Annotated in this window: 18 protein-coding genes; 6 read left to right on the forward strand and 12 right to left on the reverse strand. The window is 70.2% G+C overall.

The features are described from left to right. Window positions 1-355: 355 nt before the first annotated feature. The gene (locus tag ACFY2X_RS25985; RefSeq protein WP_389942251.1) at window positions 356-1702 is read right to left on the reverse strand and encodes a M20/M25/M40 family metallo-hydrolase; all 1347 of its coding nucleotides are present in this window, start codon (window positions 1700-1702) and stop codon (window positions 356-358) included. A gap of 278 nt (window positions 1703-1980) precedes the next feature. Between ACFY2X_RS25985 and ACFY2X_RS25990 the strand changes: the two genes are divergently transcribed. Beyond that, the gene (locus ACFY2X_RS25990; protein ID WP_389942254.1) at window positions 1981-3375 is read left to right on the forward strand and encodes an aspartate aminotransferase family protein; all 1395 of its coding nucleotides are present in this window, start codon (window positions 1981-1983) and stop codon (window positions 3373-3375) included. Between the two features lie 90 nt (window positions 3376-3465). After that, window positions 3466-4581 carry an alanine dehydrogenase gene (gene ald / locus ACFY2X_RS25995; protein WP_389942257.1) on the forward strand — a complete coding sequence of 372 codons (1116 nt, stop codon included), beginning with the start codon at window positions 3466-3468 and terminating at the stop codon, window positions 4579-4581. Window positions 4582-4756: 175 nt separating this feature from the next. Here the strand turns inward: ald and ACFY2X_RS26000 are convergent, their stop codons facing one another. From ACFY2X_RS26000 to ACFY2X_RS26015, 4 genes are all read right to left on the reverse strand, one after another. Beyond that, complete coding sequence (locus ACFY2X_RS26000) at window positions 4757-6175, reverse strand: tetratricopeptide repeat protein (RefSeq protein ID WP_389942260.1); 1419 nt, start codon at window positions 6173-6175, stop codon at window positions 4757-4759. 152 nt (window positions 6176-6327) lie between these two features. After that, window positions 6328-6951 carry a Uma2 family endonuclease gene (locus ACFY2X_RS26005; RefSeq protein WP_389942263.1) on the reverse strand — a complete coding sequence of 208 codons (624 nt, stop codon included), beginning with the start codon at window positions 6949-6951 and terminating at the stop codon, window positions 6328-6330. 90 nt (window positions 6952-7041) lie between these two features. Then, entirely contained in the window at window positions 7042-7689 is a 648-nt protein-coding gene (locus ACFY2X_RS26010; RefSeq protein WP_389942266.1) for a response regulator, read from the reverse strand. Next, entirely contained in the window at window positions 7686-8798 is a 1113-nt protein-coding gene (locus ACFY2X_RS26015) for a sensor histidine kinase (protein WP_389942270.1), read from the reverse strand. Before ACFY2X_RS26015 ends, ACFY2X_RS26010 begins: the two co-directional genes overlap by 4 nt. A 131-nt stretch (window positions 8799-8929) precedes the next feature. On the opposite strand from ACFY2X_RS26015, the gene ggt reads away from it, so the two are divergent. Then, on the forward strand, window positions 8930-10702 hold the full coding sequence (ggt, locus tag ACFY2X_RS26020) for a gamma-glutamyltransferase (RefSeq protein ID WP_389942273.1): 1773 nt from the start codon (window positions 8930-8932) through the stop codon (window positions 10700-10702). A gap of 122 nt (window positions 10703-10824) precedes the next feature. Here ggt and ACFY2X_RS26025 read toward each other — a convergent pair whose 3' ends face one another. From ACFY2X_RS26025 to ACFY2X_RS26035, 3 genes are all read right to left on the reverse strand, one after another. Then, window positions 10825-12282, reverse strand: a complete 1458-nt coding sequence (locus ACFY2X_RS26025) for a flavin-containing monooxygenase (protein ID WP_389942276.1) — start codon at window positions 12280-12282, stop codon at window positions 10825-10827. Further along, window positions 12279-12419, reverse strand: coding sequence for a hypothetical protein (locus tag ACFY2X_RS26030; protein ID WP_389942279.1), 141 nt, complete (start codon window positions 12417-12419; stop codon window positions 12279-12281). Before ACFY2X_RS26030 ends, ACFY2X_RS26025 begins: the two co-directional genes overlap by 4 nt. 110 nt (window positions 12420-12529) lie before the next feature. Further along, window positions 12530-12697 (reverse strand): hypothetical protein, encoded by a 168-nt coding sequence (locus ACFY2X_RS26035; protein WP_389942282.1) that lies wholly within the window; start codon window positions 12695-12697, stop codon window positions 12530-12532. A 142-nt stretch (window positions 12698-12839) separates the two neighbouring features. Between ACFY2X_RS26035 and ACFY2X_RS26040 the strand changes: the two genes are divergently transcribed. Together ACFY2X_RS26040 and ACFY2X_RS26045 are read left to right on the forward strand one after the other, a co-directional pair. Continuing rightward, window positions 12840-13592, forward strand: coding sequence for an SURF1 family protein (locus ACFY2X_RS26040; RefSeq protein ID WP_389942285.1), 753 nt, complete (start codon window positions 12840-12842; stop codon window positions 13590-13592). Between the two features lie 42 nt (window positions 13593-13634). Next, window positions 13635-13952 carry a DUF3817 domain-containing protein gene (locus ACFY2X_RS26045; RefSeq protein WP_389942288.1) on the forward strand — a complete coding sequence of 106 codons (318 nt, stop codon included), beginning with the start codon at window positions 13635-13637 and terminating at the stop codon, window positions 13950-13952. Window positions 13953-14105: 153 nt separating this feature from the next. Here ACFY2X_RS26045 and ACFY2X_RS26050 read toward each other — a convergent pair whose 3' ends face one another. The 4 genes from ACFY2X_RS26050 to ACFY2X_RS26065 all read right to left on the reverse strand — a co-directional run bounded on the left by ACFY2X_RS26050 (window position 14106) and on the right by ACFY2X_RS26065 (window position 18020). After that, the gene (locus ACFY2X_RS26050) at window positions 14106-14297 is read right to left on the reverse strand and encodes a hypothetical protein (protein WP_389942291.1); all 192 of its coding nucleotides are present in this window, start codon (window positions 14295-14297) and stop codon (window positions 14106-14108) included. Window positions 14298-14405: 108 nt separating this feature from the next. Then, a complete protein-coding gene (locus ACFY2X_RS26055; RefSeq protein ID WP_389942294.1) occupies window positions 14406-15356 on the reverse strand; it encodes an LLM class F420-dependent oxidoreductase in 951 nt (316 codons plus the stop codon). After that, window positions 15353-16522 (reverse strand): acetyl-CoA C-acyltransferase, encoded by a 1170-nt coding sequence (locus tag ACFY2X_RS26060; RefSeq protein ID WP_389942297.1) that lies wholly within the window; start codon window positions 16520-16522, stop codon window positions 15353-15355. The genes ACFY2X_RS26055 and ACFY2X_RS26060 overlap by 4 nt, the downstream gene beginning before the upstream one ends. 46 nt (window positions 16523-16568) lie before the next feature. Beyond that, a complete protein-coding gene (locus ACFY2X_RS26065) occupies window positions 16569-18020 on the reverse strand; it encodes a carotenoid oxygenase family protein (RefSeq protein WP_389942300.1) in 1452 nt (483 codons plus the stop codon). Window positions 18021-18166: 146 nt separating this feature from the next. Here ACFY2X_RS26065 and ACFY2X_RS26070 point away from each other — a divergent pair, with 146 nt between their 5' ends. After that, on the forward strand, window positions 18167-19096 hold the full coding sequence (locus ACFY2X_RS26070; RefSeq protein WP_389942303.1) for a winged helix-turn-helix transcriptional regulator: 930 nt from the start codon (window positions 18167-18169) through the stop codon (window positions 19094-19096). Window positions 19097-19126: the final 30 nt, after the last annotated feature.

The raw sequence follows: 19126 nt of genomic DNA on the forward strand, positions 1-19126 counted from the left end.
CGTTGGCGCCGCCGAGGCCGCAGTAACGATTTTTGTTGCGGTGACGGTACGGCTGTTCGCAGATGATGAGTTTGTGCCCGGGAACATTGCATCCGGGCGTTCTCGTGGTGGTCGTCGGCGGGATGTGGCGTGTTGTTGGCGCAGCGGGGAGCGCGAGGGGCGCAGCCCCTCGTTCGGGGGTCGAAGGGGGCGACAGCCCCCTGGGGGACGCTGCCCGAGCGTGGATCGCGCGTAGCGCGCTGATGGCGAGGACCGTGAGCATGGGGCGGCGGGCGGTGGGCGGCAAGCCCACCCGGATGGTGAGTGGGCTTGCCGCCGTTTTCCCCTTTGGCCCGTTGTGGAGCCGTACTCCTGCTCAGACGGTCGTGGAGCCGTACTCCTGGAGGAAGAGTGCCTCCGCCAGGACCGTGCGGCGCAGCTCCTCCAGGTTGATCCGCTCGTTGGGCGCGTGGATCGAGGCGCCCTCGTCCTCGGCGCCGAAGAGGAGGATCGAGGCGGCCGGGAACTGCTTGACGAGCGTGGAGACCAGCGGGATCGAGCCGCCGGCGCCGATGTCGCGCGGCGGGCGGCCGAAGGCGTGCTCCATCGCCTTGTTCAGCGCGGCGCGGGCCGTACCGCCGGAGTCCGCCTGGTAGCCGGAGCCCAGCACGTAGTCGGTGACGTCCACCCGGACGCCCCAGGGGGCGACCTGCTTGAGGAAGTCCACCACGGCGTCCACGGTCGTCTTCGGGTCGCCCGCCGGAGGAACGCGCACGGTCACCCGGGCTCGCGCGACCGCCTGGACCGCGTTGATGGCACCGGAGACGGTCGGCACGTCGAGGCCGGTGACCGTGATGGCGTAGGAGGCCCACAGCCGGTCGGCCAGCGTGCCCGATCCGACCAGGGAGGCCTCGTCGAGCACGCCCGCGGTGGCCCGGAACTCCTCCTCCGTGGGGCCGGAGCCGAGGAAGGAGCCGCGCGGCAGGCCGGGGACGCGGATGTCCCCGTGGTCGTCGTGCAGGGCGGCCAGCATCCGGATCAGCGCCGCGAGGGCGTCCGGGGCGGCGCCGCCGAACGAGCCGCTGTGCACCGAGTCCTTCAGGGTGCGCACCTCGATGGTGAACCCGCCCATGCCGCGCAGCGAGGTCGTCACCGCCGGGTCGCCCACGCTCGGGTTGCCGGTGTCGGCGACGACGATCGCGTCGGCGCGGAACAGCTCGGGGTTGCGCTCGACGAAGGCCTCCAGGCGCTCCCCGGCGTATTCCTCCTGGCCCTCGATGATCACCTTGACGCCCACCGGGAAACGCCCCTGGAAGGCGCGCAGCGCGGCGACGTGGGAGATGACGCCGGACTTGTCGTCGGCGGCGCCGCGGCCGTAGATGGCGCCGTCGATCTCCGTCGGCTCGAAGGCCGGGGTGCGCCACAGCGCGGGGTCGCCCGCGGGTTGCACGTCATAGTGCGCGTAGAGCAACACGGTCGGCGCACCGGGCGGGGCCGGAGCCTCGGCGTAGACGGCGGGGAAGCTTCCCTCCACCGGAATCTGCCGGACATGCGGCAGCCCGGCGCTGCGCAGCAGTTCCTCGGTCGCCGCGGCGGCCGCATACACCGGTTCCTCGGGGTGGCCGGGGAAAGCCACCGAAGGGATGGCGACGAGCCGCTTGAGGTCTTCGATCGCCTGGGGCAGGCCCGCGGCGACGGCACCCTCGATCTCGTCAGGAGTCACGACTTTACCCCGCATCTCGATATTGGTCGGTCTTAATGGATCACGGCCGCTCACGGCCGTGCCTCCGTCTGATTTCAGCACATGATGATTCCGGCAGGTGGGGCCCGAGGTCACGCAGGGTCCGGACACGCCCGAATTTCGGTCGCGGATTTCGTTGTTGTTACGTGTGGTATTTGCGGATTCCGAAGTTCTTGCACTATGTTGCCACGCTTTCACTTGGCAAGATGTCATCTGGGCATGCACACTGTGAGGAGCCCAGACATCGAGGGAAGATAGCAATGACCCACCCCGAAAACACCGACGTGACCTCGCTCATGCAGGCCGCTCAGGACAACCTGTGGATGCACTTCAGCCGTCACAGCTCCGCCAAGGGCGCCGAGGTGCCGATGATCGTGCGGGGCGAAGGCGCCTACATCTACGACGTGCACGGCAAGCGCTACCTCGACGGTCTCGCCGGTCTGTTCGTGGTCCAGGCGGGGCACGGGCGCAGCGAGCTGGCCGAGGCCGCCGCCAAGCAGGCTCAGGAGCTGGCGTTCTTCCCGCTCTGGTCCTACGCCCACCCCAAGGCCGTCGAGCTGGCCCACCGTCTGGCCGCAGAGACCCCGGGTGACCTCAACCGCGTCTTCTTCACCACCGGTGGCGGTGAGGCCGTCGAGACCGCGTGGAAGCTCGCCAAGCAGTACTTCAAGCTGATCGGCAAGCCGCTCAAGCACAAGGTCATCAGCCGCCAGATCGCCTACCACGGCACCCCGCAGGGAGCCCTGTCGATCACCGGCATCCCGGCCTTCAAGCAGATGTTCGAGCCGCTGGTCCCGGGTTCGGTCCGGGTGCCGAACACCAACCACTACCGCGCCGACGAGATCACCGGCGTCCCCGGCATGACCCCGGAGCAGTACGGCCACTGGGCCGCCGAGCGCGTCGCCCGGGCCATCGAGATGGAGGGCCCGGACACCGTGGCCGCCGTCTTCGTCGAGCCGGTGCAGAACGCCGGTGGTTGCTTCCCGCCGCCGCCCGGATACTTCCAGCGCCTGCGCGAGATCTGCGACGAATATGACGTCCTGCTCGTCTCCGACGAGGTCATCTGCGCCTTCGGCCGCCTCGGCACCATGTTCGGCGGGCAGAAGTTCGACTACGTCCCGGACATCATCACCTGCGCCAAGGGCATGACCAGCGGCTACTCGCCGATCGGCGCCATGATCGCCTCGGACCGCCTCTTCGAGCCGTTCAAGGACGGCACCGAGATGTTCGCCCACGGCTACACCTTCGGCGGCCACCCCGTCTCCTCCGCGGTCGCCCTGGCCAACCTCGACCTGTTCGAGCGCGAGGACCTGCTCGGCCACGTGACTCGTAACGAGCCGGTCTTCCGCTCCACCCTTGAGCGCCTCCTCGACCTGCCGATCGTCGGCGACGTGCGCGGCTCCGGCTACTTCTGGGGCATCGAGCTCGTCAAGGACAAGGCGACCAAGGAGACCTTCAACGCGGACGAGTCCGAGCGCCTGCTCCGCGGCTTCCTGTCCAAGGCGCTCTACGACGCGGGTCTGTACTGCCGCGCCGACGACCGCGGCGACCCCGTGGTCCAGCTCGCTCCGCCGCTCATCTGCGGTCCCAAGGAGTTCGACGAGATCGAGTCGATTCTCCGCTCCGTGTTGACGGAGGCGTGGAGCCGGCTGTAGTGCTCCACGTCGTACGGTTCACCGAAGCGTGAATCGCACCCGTTCGACCCTGCGTTCTGACACCCCGTTGAAACTCTGAAAGGAACCCTTATGAAGATCGGCGTGCCCGCCGAGGTCAAGAACCACGAGTACCGCGTCGCCGCAACCCCGGCGGGCGTGCACGAACTGGTCCGTCACGGCCATGACGTCTACGTCCAGCGCGGCGCGGGCCTCGGCTCGCACCTCCCCGACGAGGACTACCTCTTCGCCGGAGCCAAGATCCTCGACACCGCCGACGAGGTGTGGGGCGAGGCCGAGATGATCCTCAAGGTCAAGGAGCCGATCGCCGAGGAGTACCACCGCATGCGTGCCGGTCAGGTGCTCTTCACCTACCTGCACCTCGCGGCCGGCCGCGAGTGCACCGACGCCCTGCTCAAGCAGCAGGTCACCGGCATCGCGTACGAGACCGTCCAGGTCGGCAACACCCTGCCGCTGCTCGCCCCGATGTCCGAGGTCGCGGGCCGCCTGGCCCCGCAGGTCGGCGCCTACAACCTGATGCGCTTCAACGGCGGCCGCGGCGTGCTGCCCGGTGGTGTGCCCGGTGTGGCCCCGGCCAAGGTCGTCGTCATCGGCGCCGGCGTCTCCGGTCTCAACGCGGCGCAGATCGCGGTCGGCATGGGCGCGGACGTCACGGTCCTCGACCTCAACGTCGACCGCCTGCGCTACATCGACGCCATCTACCAGGGCCGCATGAAGACCCTCGTCTCGACCTCCTACGCGATCGAGAAGGAGGTCCTTGAGGCCGACCTGGTCATCGGCGCGGTGCTGATCCCGGGCGCCAAGGCCCCGACCCTCGTCTCCAACGAGCTGGTCTCCCGCATGAAGCCGGGCTCCGTGCTCGTCGACATCGCCATCGACCAGGGTGGCTGCTTCGAGGACTCCCGCCCGACCACGCACGCCGAGCCGACCTACCAGGTCCACAACTCGATCTTCTACTGCGTGGCCAACATGCCGGGTTCGGTGGCCAACACCTCCACCTACGCGCTGACCAACGCGACGCTGCCCTACGCGGTCAAGCTGGCCGGCCTGGGCTGGAAGTCCGCGCTCCAGCAGGACCCCGCCCTCGCCCTGGGCCTCAACACCCACGCGGGCCAGCTCACCAACGAGCAGGTCGCGATCTCCCTCGACCTGCCCTTCGTGCCGGTCTCCCAGGTGATCGCCGCCTAGTTCCGGTCCTTGTACGGCCCCGCGCCCCACGCTCCCGCGAGCGTGGGGCGCGGTGCGTATCCAGGACACGATGCCTGTCAGGAGACGGCGCATATCAGGACACGATGCGTATCAGGCGATGCGTATCAGGACACGGCGCTTATGCCGGACGCGGTGCGCATGGTGACCGACCCGGTCACATCGACCAGCTTGAGCGCAGGGCGCGGGCGGTGGCCAGAACGCGCTCGACCTCGGCGGGAGCCGGCCAGGGAGCGCTGCCGGGGCGCAACAGCGAGGCCCGGACCGAGGCCAGGTGCTCGATCGCGCCCGGGTGCAGCCCGCTCCGCTCGGTCAGCCAGGCCGTGACGTCGGTGTGGTCGCGCAGCGGCCGGGTGACCAGATCCCAGGTTCCGAGAATCTCGGTGAGATCGCCGACCTTCAGCGGGGTTCCTCCCCGCCGGGCCACGGTGGCCGCGGTCAGCTCGGCGCGGGCGATGAGCTCGGGCTCGGCGGCCCGGTCCCAGATCGGGGACGGCGGATTCGACAGCCACTGCTCGGCCTCGCCGGAGAACCCGGTCGCCGACAGCAGCGAGGCCAGCTCGGCCGCCGCCCGGCGGTGCCCGGCCTGTGCCGCCTGGCGGAACCAGTGCTGGCCGCCCCGCAGGTCGTTGTATTCGGCGATGAGCAGCAGCCCGAAGTTGAAGGCCGCCTCCGGGTCGCCCCCGGCCGCGGCCCTGCCGAACCAGTGACTGGCCGCCCGCGAGTCGCTCAGCTCCACGCACACGAACCCGGCCGTGCGCTGGTCTTCGATCCGCCCGGTGTGGGCGGCCCGCTCGAACCAAGCGCGGGCGGTGCGCAGGTCGCCACGGGACAGCGCGATCCCGCCGAGCTGGGACGCGGCCCCGGGATGCTCGTTCTTGGCGGCCAGCCGGTAGAACGCCTCGGCGCCTTCCGGGTCTTGGTTGGCCCGCAGGAACAGGCCGAGGTGGTAGGCCGCGTCGGCGTGCCCGCCCCGGGCCGCCAGCTCCCACCAGCGCAGCGTCTCGTCTTCCTCGCCGAGGGCGTAGGCGATGAAACCCAGGTCATAGGCGGAGGTCAGGTTGCCGTCCATCGCCGCCCTGCGATGCCACTCCCCGGCGGCCTTCGACTCACCGGCGTCCTCGCAGATCAGCGCGAGCCGCCGGGCGGCGGACCGGCAGCCCGCCTGGGCCGCCACCTCGAACCACCGCCGGGCCGCGGGCACGTCGCCGAGCTGCTCAAGCAGGAGCGTGGCCAGATTGACCGCGGCCTCGGCGTCGCCGGTGCCCGCGGCCAGTTCGTACCACCTCACGGCCTCTTCCAGGCTGCCGTGCTTCTCATGCCAGACGCCGAGGTTGTAGGCGCTGTCCATGTTGCCTCCGGCAGCCGCCCGCTCCCACCAGTGCCGTGCCGCCGAGCGGTCGCCCTGCTGCGCGAAGTGACGGCCGAGCAGGTGCGCGGCCTGCGCGTCGCCGCCGTGCGCGGCCAGCAGCAGGGCGGCTTCGCCGTCGGTGTCGTCCCCGGTCTCGCGCTCGGTGCTCCGGGGGGCGGGCACCAGCGCCGCAGCCGCCTCCGGATCACCCGGCCACCACCTCATGCAACCCTCCTCCCTGAGACAAAGCACAGGGTGGCATGTAATCGGGCGGCAGCGGAGCGTAATCATCGACTTGTGTTCCGGGAGCGCTCAGACGAAGCCGACGAAGCCGACGTACGGTCCCATCGGGAGGCTTGGTGCGGCGTACGGCCCGGCTAGCGGGTGCCCAGGGCCTTGTCGAAGACCGAGGTGTCCAGGGTGAAGTCGACCGGATCGGGGAGGTGGAGCGGGCTGCCCATGGCGACGCGGGAGACGGTCTGGTACTCGCCACCCTTCGGGTCGCTGAAAACGGTCACGATGGCGGGCGTGGCGACCGGGTCGATCAGGAGCATGACGGGAACCAGGCCGCCGGCGTAGAGGTCGGGTTTCCTGTCGCGGTCGTCGACGACGCTGCCGGGCGACACGATCTCGGCGACCATGAGCAGGCCGGAGGACAGCAGCTCGCGATCTCCCCACCGGGGGCAGTCGGCCGGGGCCAGGACGAAGTCCGGCTCGACGGGGTCGCGGGGGCCGTCGATGCAGACGTCGACGTTGCCGGCATATGTCTGCCAGTTGCGCTTCATGACCAGCTCGTGCAGTTCGTACGCGAGGAGCATCGCCAGCCAGCCGTGCTCGGGGGTGCCTACCGGGCTCACTATCAGTCTCCCGTCGATGACTTCGGTGCGGAGCCCGGGCAGTTGCGGGAGCGCGTCGAAGAGCTCGCGTGCCGTGCCGGGCAGGGGCTGGGACGCGGTCTCGGGGGAGGGCCTCAGGTCGGCGGGACGCCGTCGTGATGTCATGACCATGAGTATGGTTTCCCTTCGTGTTCCCATGAACACGCCGAGTATCTCAAGCGGATCATCGAAGGGCGAGGTTTTCGCAAAGAGGGTCTAGACCCAGCCGGGGCGGACCAGGCCGGACTCGTAGGCGATGACGACGAGCTGGGCGCGGTCGCGGGCGTGCAGCTTCATCATGGCGCGGCTGACGTGGGTCTTCGCGGTGGCGGGGCTCATGAAGAGCTTCTGGGCGATCTCGTCGTTGGTCATGCCCGTGCCGACCAGGGCGAGGACCTCGCGTTCGCGGTCGGTGAGCGGTGCGAGGTCCCGGGAGGAGTGGGGCTGCTTGGCGCGGCTGGCGTACTCGGCGATCAGGCGCCGGGTCACGCTGGGGGAGAGCAGGGCGTCGCCGGCGGCGACGACGCGGACGGCCTGGATCAGCTCGGCCGGTTCGGTGTCCTTGACCAGGAAGCCGCTGGCGCCGTTCCTGAGGGCCTCGAAGACGTATTCGTCGAGCTCGAACGTCGTCAAGATGATGATCTTCGGTCCCGGGGGCATCTCCCGGGTGGCGGTCAGGCCGTCCATGCCCGGCATCCGGATGTCCATCAGGACGACGTCGGGTTCGTGCTCGGCGGCCAGCCGCAGGGCCTGCGCCCCGTCGGCGGCCTCGGCCACCACGGTCATCCCCGGCTGGGCGTCGAGCAGTGCCCGAAATCCCGCTCTGACCAGCGCCTGGTCGTCGGCGAGAACAATCTTGATCATGCGGTCTCCTCCGGGATGGGCAGCCGCGCCTCGACGCGGAAGCCCCGTCCATGGTGTCGGGCGGTCAGGGTGCCGCCGAGGGCGGAGGCCCGCTCCCGCATGCCGGGGATGCCGTTGCCGCTGCCCAGGCTCTCTCCGGGGACGCCGCCGCCCGTGTCGGTGACCTGGATGGTCAGCTCGCGCGGGCCGTACTCCAGCAGGGTCGTGACCGCAGACCCGGGCGCGTGCCGGGTGACGTTGGTGAGCGCCTCCTGCACGATGCGGTATCCGGCCAGGTTCACGCCGGACGGCAGCGGCCTGACCCGGCCGGAGACCTGCTTGGTGACCGTGAGCCCGCTGCGCTCGATGAGGTCGTCCAGCCGCTCCAGACCGGCTGCCGGGGAGCGGGGCGCGCCGTCGCGCAGCACGCTGAGCACCGAGCGCATCTCGGTCAGCACGTCCTTGGACGCCTGTTTGATCGTGGTGAGGGCGGTGCGGGCCTGCTCGGGGTGGTCGTCGATCAGGTGCAGGGCGGTGGAGGCCTGCACGTGGATGAGGGAGATGTTGTGCGCCAGCACGTCGTGCAGTTCCTGGGCCATGGTCAGCCGCTCCTCGCTGGTCTGCCGCCGGGCCTCCTCGACCACCACCCGTTCGTGCTCGGCCAGCCGTTCCCTCCTGGCCCGGGTGAATTCGCCCAGCGCCAGGATGACCCCCATGACCGCCGCTATCGCGAGCGTGTGCCACAGCCCGGGGCTGGGTACGGGAGCCAGCCTGGTGGTGTAGACGACGAAGAACGCGAAGGTCGCGGCCGATATCGCCCAGACGGCGCGCCGGTGGCCGAGGACGACGGCGTTGTAGAGCGCGATGGCCGGGCTGAAGAAGATCGGGCCGTAGGCGTGGCCCCGGAGGATGAAGGCGAAGGTCGTGACCAGGGTGGTGACCAGGGTGAGCACGGGGTGGCGGCGCCGTGCGGTCAGGGTGAGCGGCCCGGCCACCAGCAGCGCGTTTCCGAGCAGGTCCGCCGGGACGCGGTCGTGCTGGTTCGCCTCCGCCTGCTGGGTCATCAGGACCTGGAGGACTCCCAGGAGCAGCGGGAGCAGCGGGTCTGTCCAGCGGGGTTTGGCACGCACGTCCGGCACCCTACGTTCCCTGCGCCGACCTGCGCGTCCACCCGCGGACGGAGACGGAAATACGTCGCCGGTGGTAGCCCGGGGGCTGACACGGCAGGCGAGCTGAGACAAGCTGTCTGTGGGAGGCCATCATGATCACTCGTCGTTTAGCCTTACCGCTCGCCGGGATCCTGACCGGGAGCTCGATCTTACTCGTGCCGCCCCCGGCGGCGGCGTCGTCGGTGGAGCGGGCGTCGCCGGTGGAGCAGGCGGAGAAGAAACCCGTCGCCGAGGGGTACGGCGGGGCGGTCGCGACCGTCGACCTGGACGCGAGCAAAGCCGCGCTGGAGGTGCTGCGCCGGGGCGGCAACGCGATGGACGCCGCGGTCGCGGCGGCGGCCACGCTGGGGGTGACCGAGCCCTACTCGGCAGGGCTGGCCGGAGGCGGGTTCATCGTCTACTACGACGCCCGGCGCAAGAAGGTCCACACGATCGACGGCCGGGAGACGGCGCCGCGGGCGATGACCGCGACCTCCCTGGAGGGCATCCCGTTCGACCAGGCGGTCACCAGCGGGCTGTCGGCCGGGGTGCCCGGGAGCGTGGCGCAGTGGGAGCTGGCCCTGCGCCGGTTCGGCACGATCTCTCTCCGGCAGGCGCTCAAGCCCGCGATCGAGGTCGCCTCCAGGGGGTTCACGGTCGACCAGACCTTCTACGACCAGACCGCCGCCAACGTCGCCCGGTTCAAGGACTTCACCTCCACCGCCAAGCTCTATCTTCCGGGCGGTGCCCCGCCGCCGGTCGGCTCCACCTTCCGCAACCCCGAACTCGCCGACACCTACCGTCAGCTCGGCAAGCGGGGCGGCGACTGGCTGTACGGCGGGCAGCTCGGCTCGGAGGTCGTGGCCACGGTGAAGAGCCCGCCGGTCACGCCCGGGTCCACCCGCAACGTGCGGCCCGGCCTGATGGAGCTGTCCGACCTGAAGGCCTATCGGGCGCTGGAGCGGCCGCCCACGATGATGACCTACAAGGGCATGGATGTGTACGGCATGGCGCCCCCGTCCTCGGGCGGCTCGACGGTCGGTGAGGCGCTCAACATCCTGGAAGCCCTGCCCAAGATCGGCGTGCACGAGTATCTGGAGGCTTCCCGGCTCTCCTTCGCGGACCGTAACAAGTATGTCGGCGACATCCCGGGTGTGCCGCTGAAGGAGCTGCTGTCCGACGGCTTCGCCAAGGAGCGCGCCTGCATGATCGGCGAGCGGGCGATGGCCCACCCGGCCGCGCCGGGCAACCCCGACGGGACCTACGAGCCGTGCCAGGCCACGCCCGGGGGGCAGAGCACGGAGACGGCCGCCGAGGGACCGGAGACCACCCATCTGGTCGTGACGGACCGGTGGGGCGACGTGGTCGCCTACAACATCACCATCGAGTCCACCGGCGGCAACGGCATCGTCGTCCCCGGCCGGGGCTTCCTGCTCAACAACGAGCTGACCGACTTCACCGCCGGTCCCGCCCCCGGTGACCCCAACCTCCCCGGGCCCGGCAAGCGCCCCCGCTCCTCGATGGCCCCGACGATCGTCCTGGACGAGGGCAGGCCGCTGCTCGCGCTGGGCTCGCCGGGCGGTTCCACCATCATCACCACCGTGCTGCAGATCCTGGTCAACCGCTGGGATCTCGGCATGCCACTGCCGGACGCGCTGGCCGCCCCTCGAGCCACCCAGCGCAACACCGCCCAGACTCAGGCCGAGCAGGGTTTCCTGGACCGCTACGGCGCCGAGCTCACGCTCCGGGGACACAGCTTCGCGCTGAGTCCCGAGATCGGCGCGGCCACCGCCGTCGAGTTCCTCCCCGGCGGGCAGCTCCAGGCCGTCGCCGAGCCCGGCAGGAGAGGTGGTGGCAGCGCCCTGGTGATGAGCGAGCACCGGTAGGTCTTTCCCGGGACGTGACGAGTAGGAGGATCGCCCGAGGTGGATGGTTCTCCTGCTCGCACCCGGGCCACCCCCACGGCACCGGTTTCCGGCGGGTTCCCGGGGGCCGGTGACCGGCGCGGTCAGTGGATGAGCTCGTAGGCCTCGGGCCTCACCTTCCGGGTGCGGGCCCAGTATTCGAAGGTGAAGCCCGGCCAGACCGTCCGGTTGACGCCGTGCTCGTCCAGGTACCAGCTTCGGCAGCCGCCCTCGTTCCAGACCAGGCCGTGCAGGCGGCGCTGGAGGCGGTCGTTGAACGTGCGCTGGACCTCGGGCCGGACGTCCAGGGCCCTGGCCCTGGTCTTCGACAGCAGCCGGAGGCAGTCGACCACGTAGCGGATCTGAGATTCGATCATGAAGACGACCGAGTTGTGGCCCAGCCCGGTGTTGGGGCCGAGCAGGAAGAACAGGTTGGGAAACCCGGCGGTGGCGATCCCGTAGTAGGCCTCGATGCCGTCCTGCCAGGCCTCCTGGATCTTCCGGCCGTTCCTGCCGACGATCCGCTGTTCGTTGAGCGCGTCGGTGACCTTGAAGCCGGTGCCGTAGACGATCGCATCCACCTCTGTCTCCCCGCCGGTGGAGTCGATGATCGAGTTCTCCCGGATCTCGGCCACCCCGTCGGTGATCAGCTCGACGTTGTCCCTGGTCAGGGTGGGGTAGTAGTCGTTGGAGATCAGGATGCGCTTGCAGCCGATCGTGTAGTCCGGGGTCAGCTTGGCGCGCAGCACGGGGTCGGGGACCTGCCTGGCCAGGTGGCGCAGGGCCATCGCCTTGTGGGCCTTCATCAGGCGGGGGTCGATGGTGAAGCCGAGCGCGCGGGTCTCCAGCACCCAGTAGATCGAGTTGCGCAGTGCCCGGGCCGCGCCGGGGAGGGCGAGCGCCTTTCTCATCCGGGGCGAGATGGGGAAGTCGGGTTTGCCGTGGATCCACGGGGGTGTCCGCTGGAACAGGTGCAGCCGGGAGACCTGCTTGGCGATCTGCGGCACGAACTGGATGGCCGAGGCGCCGGTGCCGATCACCGCGACCCGCTTGCCGGTCAGGTCCACCGAGTGGTCCCACTCGGCCGAGTGGAACGAGGGCCCCCGGAAGCTCTCGCGGCCCGGGATCTCGGGGAACGAGGGCACGTGCAGCGCGCCGATGCCGGAGACCACCGCGTTGGTGGTGAACGTCTCGCCGTCGCCGACGCTCACCCGCCAGTGGTTGCCGGCGTCGTCGTACTCCAGCCCGACGACCTCCTTGCCGAACCGGAAATGCGGTGCCAGGCCGTATCTGGCGACGCATGCCCGCATGTAGTCCCAGATCTCGGCCTGGGGGGAGAACATGCGCGACCAGTTCGGGTTGAGCGCGAAGGAGAAGGAGTACATGTGCGAGGGGACGTCGCAGGTGCAACCGGGATAGGTGTTGTCCCGCCAGGTGCCGCCCAGGTCGGCCGCCTTCTCCAGGATCACGAAGTCGTGGTAGCCGGCTTCCTTCAGCTTGATCGCCATGCCCAGCCCGGCGAAACCGGAGCCGATGATCGTTATTCCCGGGCGGGTGCTCATGCGGTCTCCTCGCTGGCTTCCCTGGTGGCGGCACGGACCTGGAGCCTTCGGTCGTACGGCTCGGCCTCGGTGAAGGGGATGTGCCGTACTATTGGACGCTGAGTCCAATGTAGCCAGTGGATTCCCATGTCGTCCATACGCGGGATGGGGTGAGCCGCCTCACACCGACTAGTCGGTATGCCCCTTTCCCGGGAACGCGAAAAGCGCCGAGGGCGGTGCCTCCGGCGCTGCGATTGGTTGTGCGGTTCTAAAGGAGCAGGTAGGCGGCCACGGCGGCGACGACCAGCACCGCGAGCACCACCACGATCGGCACGACAGGCGACCGTCCCTGGGCTGCGGCCTCCGGCTCCTTCCGCTGCGCGAACGCGCGGAACTGCTGGGTGTTGCCGGCCGGGTCAATCTGGGGATCAGACATGGGGTCGACTCTAGCGATATGGCATGCCCCCTCGACACCGTTTTGTGCACTTTCGTTGAGGGCCGTGACGTTTGAGGCCGGTGGTGCGGTCAAGTGCGATGCTGAGGGCGGGACCGCGGAACCGGGCGGATAGCGTGGTGTCATGCTCCGGATCCTGTTGTCTCCTCGTGCGCTGGTGCTTCACCTGCTCATGGTCGGGGCGCTTGTCGTGTGTGGGTTGCTCGGCCGGTGGCAGCTCGGCGTCTTCGAGGATTCGGGCAAGCCTCGCGCGGCGCTGGATCCCGCTCCGGTGGCGATCGGCACCCTCACCCAGACCGGTAAGCACATGACGAGCGAGGCGGTCGGCCGCCGGGTGACGGCGGAAGGGATCTTCGAGCAGTCCAAGCAGCTCCTGGTGGCCGAGCGGGATGCGGGCCTGTGGCTGCTCACCTCACTGGATCTGGGCGACGGCACCTCGATCCCTGTCGTGCGCGGCTGGGTGCCCAAGGCCGGCGATCCGGCCGTCGCCGTACCGGCGGGCAAGGTGACCGTCACCGGGCGGCTACAGCCCTCGGAGGCCACCGACAGCGTGCAGCGCCGGCCCCGGCAGCTGCCGCCGGGGCAGGTGCTGACCATCTCGTCGGCCGAGCTGATCAACCTGTGGCCGGGCACGAAGCTGCGTGACGGGTTCGTGGTGGCCACCGCGCAGTCGCCCGCCCCGGCCGTCGCGGCCAAGCCGGTGAGCGTGCCCGCGCCGACCGAGGGCGGCGTGCTGACCTGGCGCAACCTCGCCTACGCCGCCCAGTGGTGGATCTTCGGGCTGTTCGCGGTCTTCATGTGGTGGCACTTCCTGCGCGACCTGCTGCGCGGCCGTACGGCCGGACAGGAACCCGGACCCGAACCGGCCGCAGTCTGACCCCGCATATCGTTTAGTGTCCGAACTCCCAGACCGAGGTAGATGACCGTGGAATCCGCTCTCAAGCCCTTCCGCATCCTGGCGTACATCGTCGGCACGATGCTGCTCGTCCTCGTCACGTGCATCGTGCTCAGGTACGGGTTCGGCATCGAGGGCCCGTCGAAGATCGTCTCTCCGATCCACGGCTTCCTCTACATGCTCTACCTGGTGGCCACGATGAACCTGGGCATGAAGGCCCGCTGGTCGTGGTCGTACGTCCTGGGTGTGATGCTCGCGGGCACCGTGCCGCTGCTGTCGTTCGTCTTCGAGCGCAAGGTCACCCGGCGCGTGGAGACCGAGCTGGCGGCGGCCCCGGCCTGACCCGCCCTGCTCAGGGTCCGTCGTGCTCAGGGTCCGCCCTGCTCAGGGCCCGTCGTGCTCAGGGCCCGCCCGGCCCGGAACGTCGCCGACGGATCCGCCCCGCCGGCTGTCAGCCGGCGGGGTGGACCTTCGAGCCGAACCTCCGGGCGCGTGTCAGCGGCCGATGCCGCGCCTGCGGGCGCGCTTGAGCCGCTCGCGCTGTGACGGGTCGAGCATCAGGTAGCCGACGACCGGGGCGGCGATGACGCCCAGGACGATCAGCAGGGTCAGCCAGCCGGGCAGGATCAGCCAGGACAGGACGACCGCTACCCCGGCCCCGATCGCGTATTTCTGGACGGGTGACATCCTCAGCATCCCTCCGAACGCGGAGCCGACGCCCCGCCTGGTTCTCATTCTGCGTCGCCTGTTCAACGTGCGGGCTCACCGGCGGGTTCCAACCGAGATATATCGTGATTATCCGGCGAGGGCCTTGAGGGTCGCGACGCCGCCGGGGTCGGCGTCGGTGCTGGCGGGGACCAGGGCGACCTCGTCCACGCCCGCCTCGGCGTAGGCGGCGAGGCGCTCGCGGATCGCGTCCACGTCGCCGAGCAGGGCGACCGACTCCAGCAGCCCTTCGGGGATGGCCGCCAGGAGCTCGCGAGGGTGCGGCCGGGTCCTGGCGAACTCCACCACGTCCCCGAACCCGGCCTCGGTGAACATCTCGCCGTATCCGGGCGCGGCCAGATAGCCGACGATGCCCCGGCGCATCCGGTCGATCGCCTCCCGGCCGGGGTTGACGGCGGCCGTCACCCAGGCCGCCACTCTCGGAACGGTGCCTTCGCACGCCGCGCGGAGGTCGCACACCAGGCGGGCGGCGGAGGCCGGGGTGATCAGATTGAGCACCATCCGGTCGGCCGTCGCGGCGGTCTTCACGGCGGAGGCGCCGAAGGCGGCCACGGTCAGCTCGGAGCGGGGTGCGGGGAGCCGGAGATGGTAGCCCCGGCTTTTCAGGCATTCGCCCGAAAAATCGGATTTCTCGCCGTCGAGTAGCGGCCTGAGCGCCTGCACCGCCTCCCGCAGTGCCGTCGCCGCCCGCGCCCGGGACCGCCCGTGCCAGCCCTCCACGACCAGCGGGCTCGACGTTCCGACCGCCACATTCACCGGCCTGCCGATGAGGTCGGCCACCGAGGCCACCCCCATGGCGATCATCATGGGGTCCCGTACGGCCACCGCCAGCGGCCCGACGGTGACCCCGATCCGCCCGGTGCTCAGCCCGATCGCCGTGGCCAGCGCGAACGCGTCGTAGGTGGCCATCTCGCCCACCCACACCTCGTCGTATCCCAGCTCGTCGGCCGCCCGCGCGGTCAGCAGTGCCTCATCGGCGGGCCGGTCCTGCCACAGCCCGAGCGAGACGCCCAGCCTCATGACACACGCTCCAGGAGGATGGCCGAACCGCTGCCGGCGGCGCCGCTGACGGCGGCTATGCCGTAGCGGGCCCGACGGCGATCGAGCTCGTCGAGGCAGGCGGCGATGAGAAGGGCGCCGGTGGCGCCGAAGGCGTGGCCCATCGCGATGGTGCCACCGCCCGTGTTGAAGCGGTCGTCATCCACTTTCAGATCCCTCTGGAACTTCAGGCACAGGGCCGCGAAGGCCTCGGCGAACTCGTAGACCTCGACGTCGTCGGGGGTCAGACCGGCTTTGGCGACGGCCTGCTCGACCGCGAGCTGGCCCGCGGTGAGCATGGTGACGGGGTCGGCGGTGGCGGTCGCGGTGGCCACGATCCTGGCCCGGGGCGGCAGGCCCAGGTCGGCGCCGGTCGGCTCCGAGCCCACCAGGATCAGGCCCGCCGCGTCGCACAGGCTGGGAGAGGTGCCCCGGGTGTGCAGGTGGCGGATCTCGCCGAGGTCGGGGCGGTGCCTGCGGACGATGGCGTCCTGGTCGTCCTGCCCGGCGAAGGCCGGAGCCATCGCGGCGAACGCCTCCAGGGTCAGCCCCGGCCGTACGTGCTCGTCGTGTTCGAGGTCGTTGACCGACAGCAGCGAGCGGTCGTAGCGTCCGGCGGCCCAGGCGCGGGCCGCCAGGGTCTGGGTGCGCAGGCCGTACGCGTCGAGCTCCTCGCGCTCGAAGCCCTCGATCGTCGCGACCACGTCGGCCGCGATGCCCATGTGAATCGAGCCGACCCTGTCGACCACCGCCGGGTCGGCCCACAGCGGCCCGCCGTCGGAGAACATCGGCACCCGGGAGACCGACTCCACCCCGCCCGCGATCACGGTCCGGCTCTGGCCGGACTCCACGAGCGCGAAGGCCGTGCGGACCGCGTCGATGCCCGAGGTGCAGTAGCGGTTGACGGTCATGCCCGGGGTGTCGAACCCGGCGGTCAGCGCGGCGGTCCGGGCCAGGTTGCCGCCTTGGTCGCCGTTCTGCGAGGCACAGCCGATCACCATGTCGTCGGCCCGCTCCACGCCGGTCCGCTCGCGCAGGCCGTGCAGGAGCCTCTCCAGCATGGTCAGCGGCGTCACGTCCGCCAGGCCGCCGCCCGGCCTGGCCTTGCCTCGGGGGGTCCGGACCGCGTCGTAGAGGTAGGTCGTCATCGCCCGGCCTCCCGCCGAACCCTCCGGGGGAGCTTACGCGGCGCCCTCACGCGGCCTGGCCCTTCAGTTGCTCCGCGCGCACCCAGGTGGCGTGGAAGCCGAGCGGCACCCGCTGGGGAAGCAGGATCCGGGCGACCGGCCCGGCGTTCAGGTTCGCCGCGTGGAGGACCTGCACCTCGGAGGTGCCCTCGCGCTCGTCGGTGACGAAGCTGATCAGATAGCCGTCCTCTTCGGTGGTGGCTCCGTCACGAGGGGCGAACGGGGCCTCGCTGCCGTAGCGGTGCTCGCCGAAGAAGTAGGCCTCCTTGCCGCCGGTCACGTTGTCGTAGCGGACCAGACCGTCGAAGAGGTTGGTGGCGGCGTCCTTCACCGAGACGTTGTAGGCGTAGCGCGACCTGTGGCCGGTCCGCCGGGCGTCGATCGAGGGGAACTCGGTGTTGTGGTCGGGGTCGACGAACTCCTCGTGCGTCCGGCCGGTGCGCAGGTCGAACCGGTAGCGGTACATCCGGGCGTCGAGCTTGAGATAGGAGATCATCCGGGCCAGCGGGCTCCCACTCCCGGAGGGTGCGGGCCGTGCCACCCGGCACACGTCCATGACGATCTCCCCGTCCTCCTCCCAGGAGTTGACGACGTGGTAGATGTAGCAGGGTTCGGCCTCGAACCAGCGGATCTCGCGGGCCTGGCCACGGCGGGGGATGACGCCGAAGCGCGAGGGCATCTCCCGGTCGAACGTCAGCTTGTACCGCCCCTGCCGGGCGGCGTCCATGTCCTGGTAGAGCGGCAGGTCCATGAGGATCGCGTGGTCGGCGGTGATCGCCATGTCGTGCGGCAGCCGCGCCCCCGGCAGCTCCAGCTCCACGCAGTGCTCGACCCAGCCGCCGGCCCCGACCACCCCGTAGCGCATGTACGGCCTGCGGGGCCCGTAGTCGAACCAGAACAGCTCCCCGGTCCGCTCGTCCACCTTGGGGTGCGCCATGAAGTCGCCGGTCAGCGTGTCGAGGAAGGTCTCGGCGCCGAGCGTCTCCAGGCTCAGCGGGTCCATGCCGTACGGCGCGCCGCACAGATACCAGGTCGTGAGGATCCTGCCCCGATGGAAGATCACATCGGTGTTGGAAGAGTCCTTGAGGTTGAGCCCGCGTGTGTTGCCGAACGGGTTGCCCTTGGGGCTCTCCATGACGCCGGTCCACAGCGCCTTCCCGGCGGCCGACTCCGCCTCGAACGCCCTGGTCCTGACGTACCGGTTCCGGTAGCGGGCCGTGCCGTTGTCGAAGTGCACGGCGTGCACCATGCCGTCTCCGTCGAACCAGTGGTAGCGCCCCTTCATCGGGAACCGCGCGTTGGGCCCGTTTCGCAGGTAGACACCGTTGAGATCCTTCGGGATCTCCCCGATGACCTTCAGGTTCTCGGCCGTGATCTCGTCCTGGACCGGGGCGTAGACGCCCAGTAGGTACGGGTTCGGCTCGCCCGACTCGTCCATGATCACCACAGGTTCCGCCATACGGCGGACGCTATGATAAAAGAAGTCAGCTCGTCAACGGCCGCTCGTCCGGATCGTTCCATCGGGAGGTGCGCCAGACTGGCTAGAAGCGAGACAGGGCGGGTCGGCACCTCGTCGCGGATTCGGACGGGATCGGAGGGCGGGCTGTGAGCGGCACCGGGGGGCAGGCGGCGCGGGCTGAGCTCAGTGCGATCGGGCAGGCGCTGGCGATCCTGGGGGACCGGTGGGTGCTGCTGATCCTGCAACGGGCGTTCCTGCTGCGGATCCGGACCTTCGCCGGATGGCGTGGCTCCCTGGGGATCTCCGAGTCGGTGCTCGCGACCCGGCTCAAGGAGCTGGTCGAGCACGGGATCTTCGAGCTGTCGGCCTACCGTGACGGGCGGACGCGCTACGAATACCGGCTGACGGAGCGAGGGCTGGAGCTGTGGGCGCTGCTGGTGGCCATCCACTCCTGGGAGCGCGACTGGGCGGACCGCGGGCTGTCGCCGCTCATGCACAACCTGTGCGGCGAGGACGCCAGGCCGTACCTCGGGTGCGGCACCTGCCGGGAGCCGATGAGCGCCCGTGACACCCACACCGAGCAGGGGCCGCTGGCCACCTTCTCCCGGATCGGCCCGCCCCGGCGGCACCGCCGTACGGTGCGTCCCGGCGTCGAGCCCGACCTGATCGACTACTGCCCGGCCTCAATGGAGATCCTCGGCGACCGCTGGAGCACCACCGTCCTGGCCGCCGCCTTCCTCGGCACCCGCCGCTTCGTCGACTTCCAGTCCAGCCTGGGCATCGCCCCCTCGGTCCTCACCGACCGCCTGCGCCGCTTCGTCGAACTGGACGTCTTCGACGCCCGGCCCGACGGGTCCTACCGCCTCACCGACAGGGGCCTGGCCTTCTTCGAGGTCTTCGCCTTCCTGGTCGACTGGGCCCAGCGCGAGCTTCCGGCACCCGAAGGCTCCGCCCTGGCCATCACCCACAAACCCTGCGGCGCCGCCCTCGACCCGGTCCTGCTCTGTACGGCCTGCGCCCAGCCCCTGCGCCGCCGCGAGGTGCACTTCGTCCTGGATCGCCAGGGAACGCAGTGACCGCCGAACCCTCGCTCGGGCCGTCCCGGG

The sequence above is a fragment of the Streptosporangium sp. NPDC000396 genome, from assembly GCF_042898655.1.
In the GTDB taxonomy this organism is placed as follows: domain Bacteria; phylum Actinomycetota; class Actinomycetes; order Streptosporangiales; family Streptosporangiaceae; genus Streptosporangium.

Excerpts from the sequence above, each read along its gene's own strand:
- ACFY2X_RS26050 (WP_389942291.1), bottom strand. The coding sequence starts at position 14,297 with ATGTCACCCGTCCAGAAATACGCGATCGGGGCCGGGGTAGCGGTCGTC.
- ACFY2X_RS26035 (WP_389942282.1), bottom strand. The coding sequence starts at position 12,697 with ATGTCTGATCCCCAGATTGACCCGGCCGGCAACACCCAGCAGTTCCGC.
- ACFY2X_RS26005 (WP_389942263.1), bottom strand. The coding sequence starts at position 6,951 with ATGACATCACGACGGCGTCCCGCCGACCTGAGGCCCTCCCCCGAGACC.
- ACFY2X_RS26040 (WP_389942285.1), top strand. The coding sequence starts at position 12,840 with ATGCTCCGGATCCTGTTGTCTCCTCGTGCGCTGGTGCTTCACCTGCTC.
- ald (WP_389942257.1), top strand. The coding sequence starts at position 3,466 with ATGAAGATCGGCGTGCCCGCCGAGGTCAAGAACCACGAGTACCGCGTC.
- ACFY2X_RS26045 (WP_389942288.1), top strand. The coding sequence starts at position 13,635 with ATGACCGTGGAATCCGCTCTCAAGCCCTTCCGCATCCTGGCGTACATC.
- ACFY2X_RS26055 (WP_389942294.1), bottom strand. The coding sequence starts at position 15,356 with ATGAGGCTGGGCGTCTCGCTCGGGCTGTGGCAGGACCGGCCCGCCGAT.
- ACFY2X_RS26065 (WP_389942300.1), bottom strand. The coding sequence starts at position 18,020 with ATGGCGGAACCTGTGGTGATCATGGACGAGTCGGGCGAGCCGAACCCG.
- ACFY2X_RS26060 (WP_389942297.1), bottom strand. The coding sequence starts at position 16,522 with ATGACGACCTACCTCTACGACGCGGTCCGGACCCCCCGAGGCAAGGCC.
- ACFY2X_RS26025 (WP_389942276.1), bottom strand. The coding sequence starts at position 12,282 with ATGAGCACCCGCCCGGGAATAACGATCATCGGCTCCGGTTTCGCCGGG.
- ACFY2X_RS26000 (WP_389942260.1), bottom strand. The coding sequence starts at position 6,175 with ATGAGGTGGTGGCCGGGTGATCCGGAGGCGGCTGCGGCGCTGGTGCCC.
- ggt (WP_389942273.1), top strand. The coding sequence starts at position 8,930 with ATGATCACTCGTCGTTTAGCCTTACCGCTCGCCGGGATCCTGACCGGG.
- ACFY2X_RS25990 (WP_389942254.1), top strand. The coding sequence starts at position 1,981 with ATGACCCACCCCGAAAACACCGACGTGACCTCGCTCATGCAGGCCGCT.
- ACFY2X_RS26010 (WP_389942266.1), bottom strand. The coding sequence starts at position 7,689 with ATGATCAAGATTGTTCTCGCCGACGACCAGGCGCTGGTCAGAGCGGGA.
- ACFY2X_RS26030 (WP_389942279.1), bottom strand. The coding sequence starts at position 12,419 with ATGGACGACATGGGAATCCACTGGCTACATTGGACTCAGCGTCCAATA.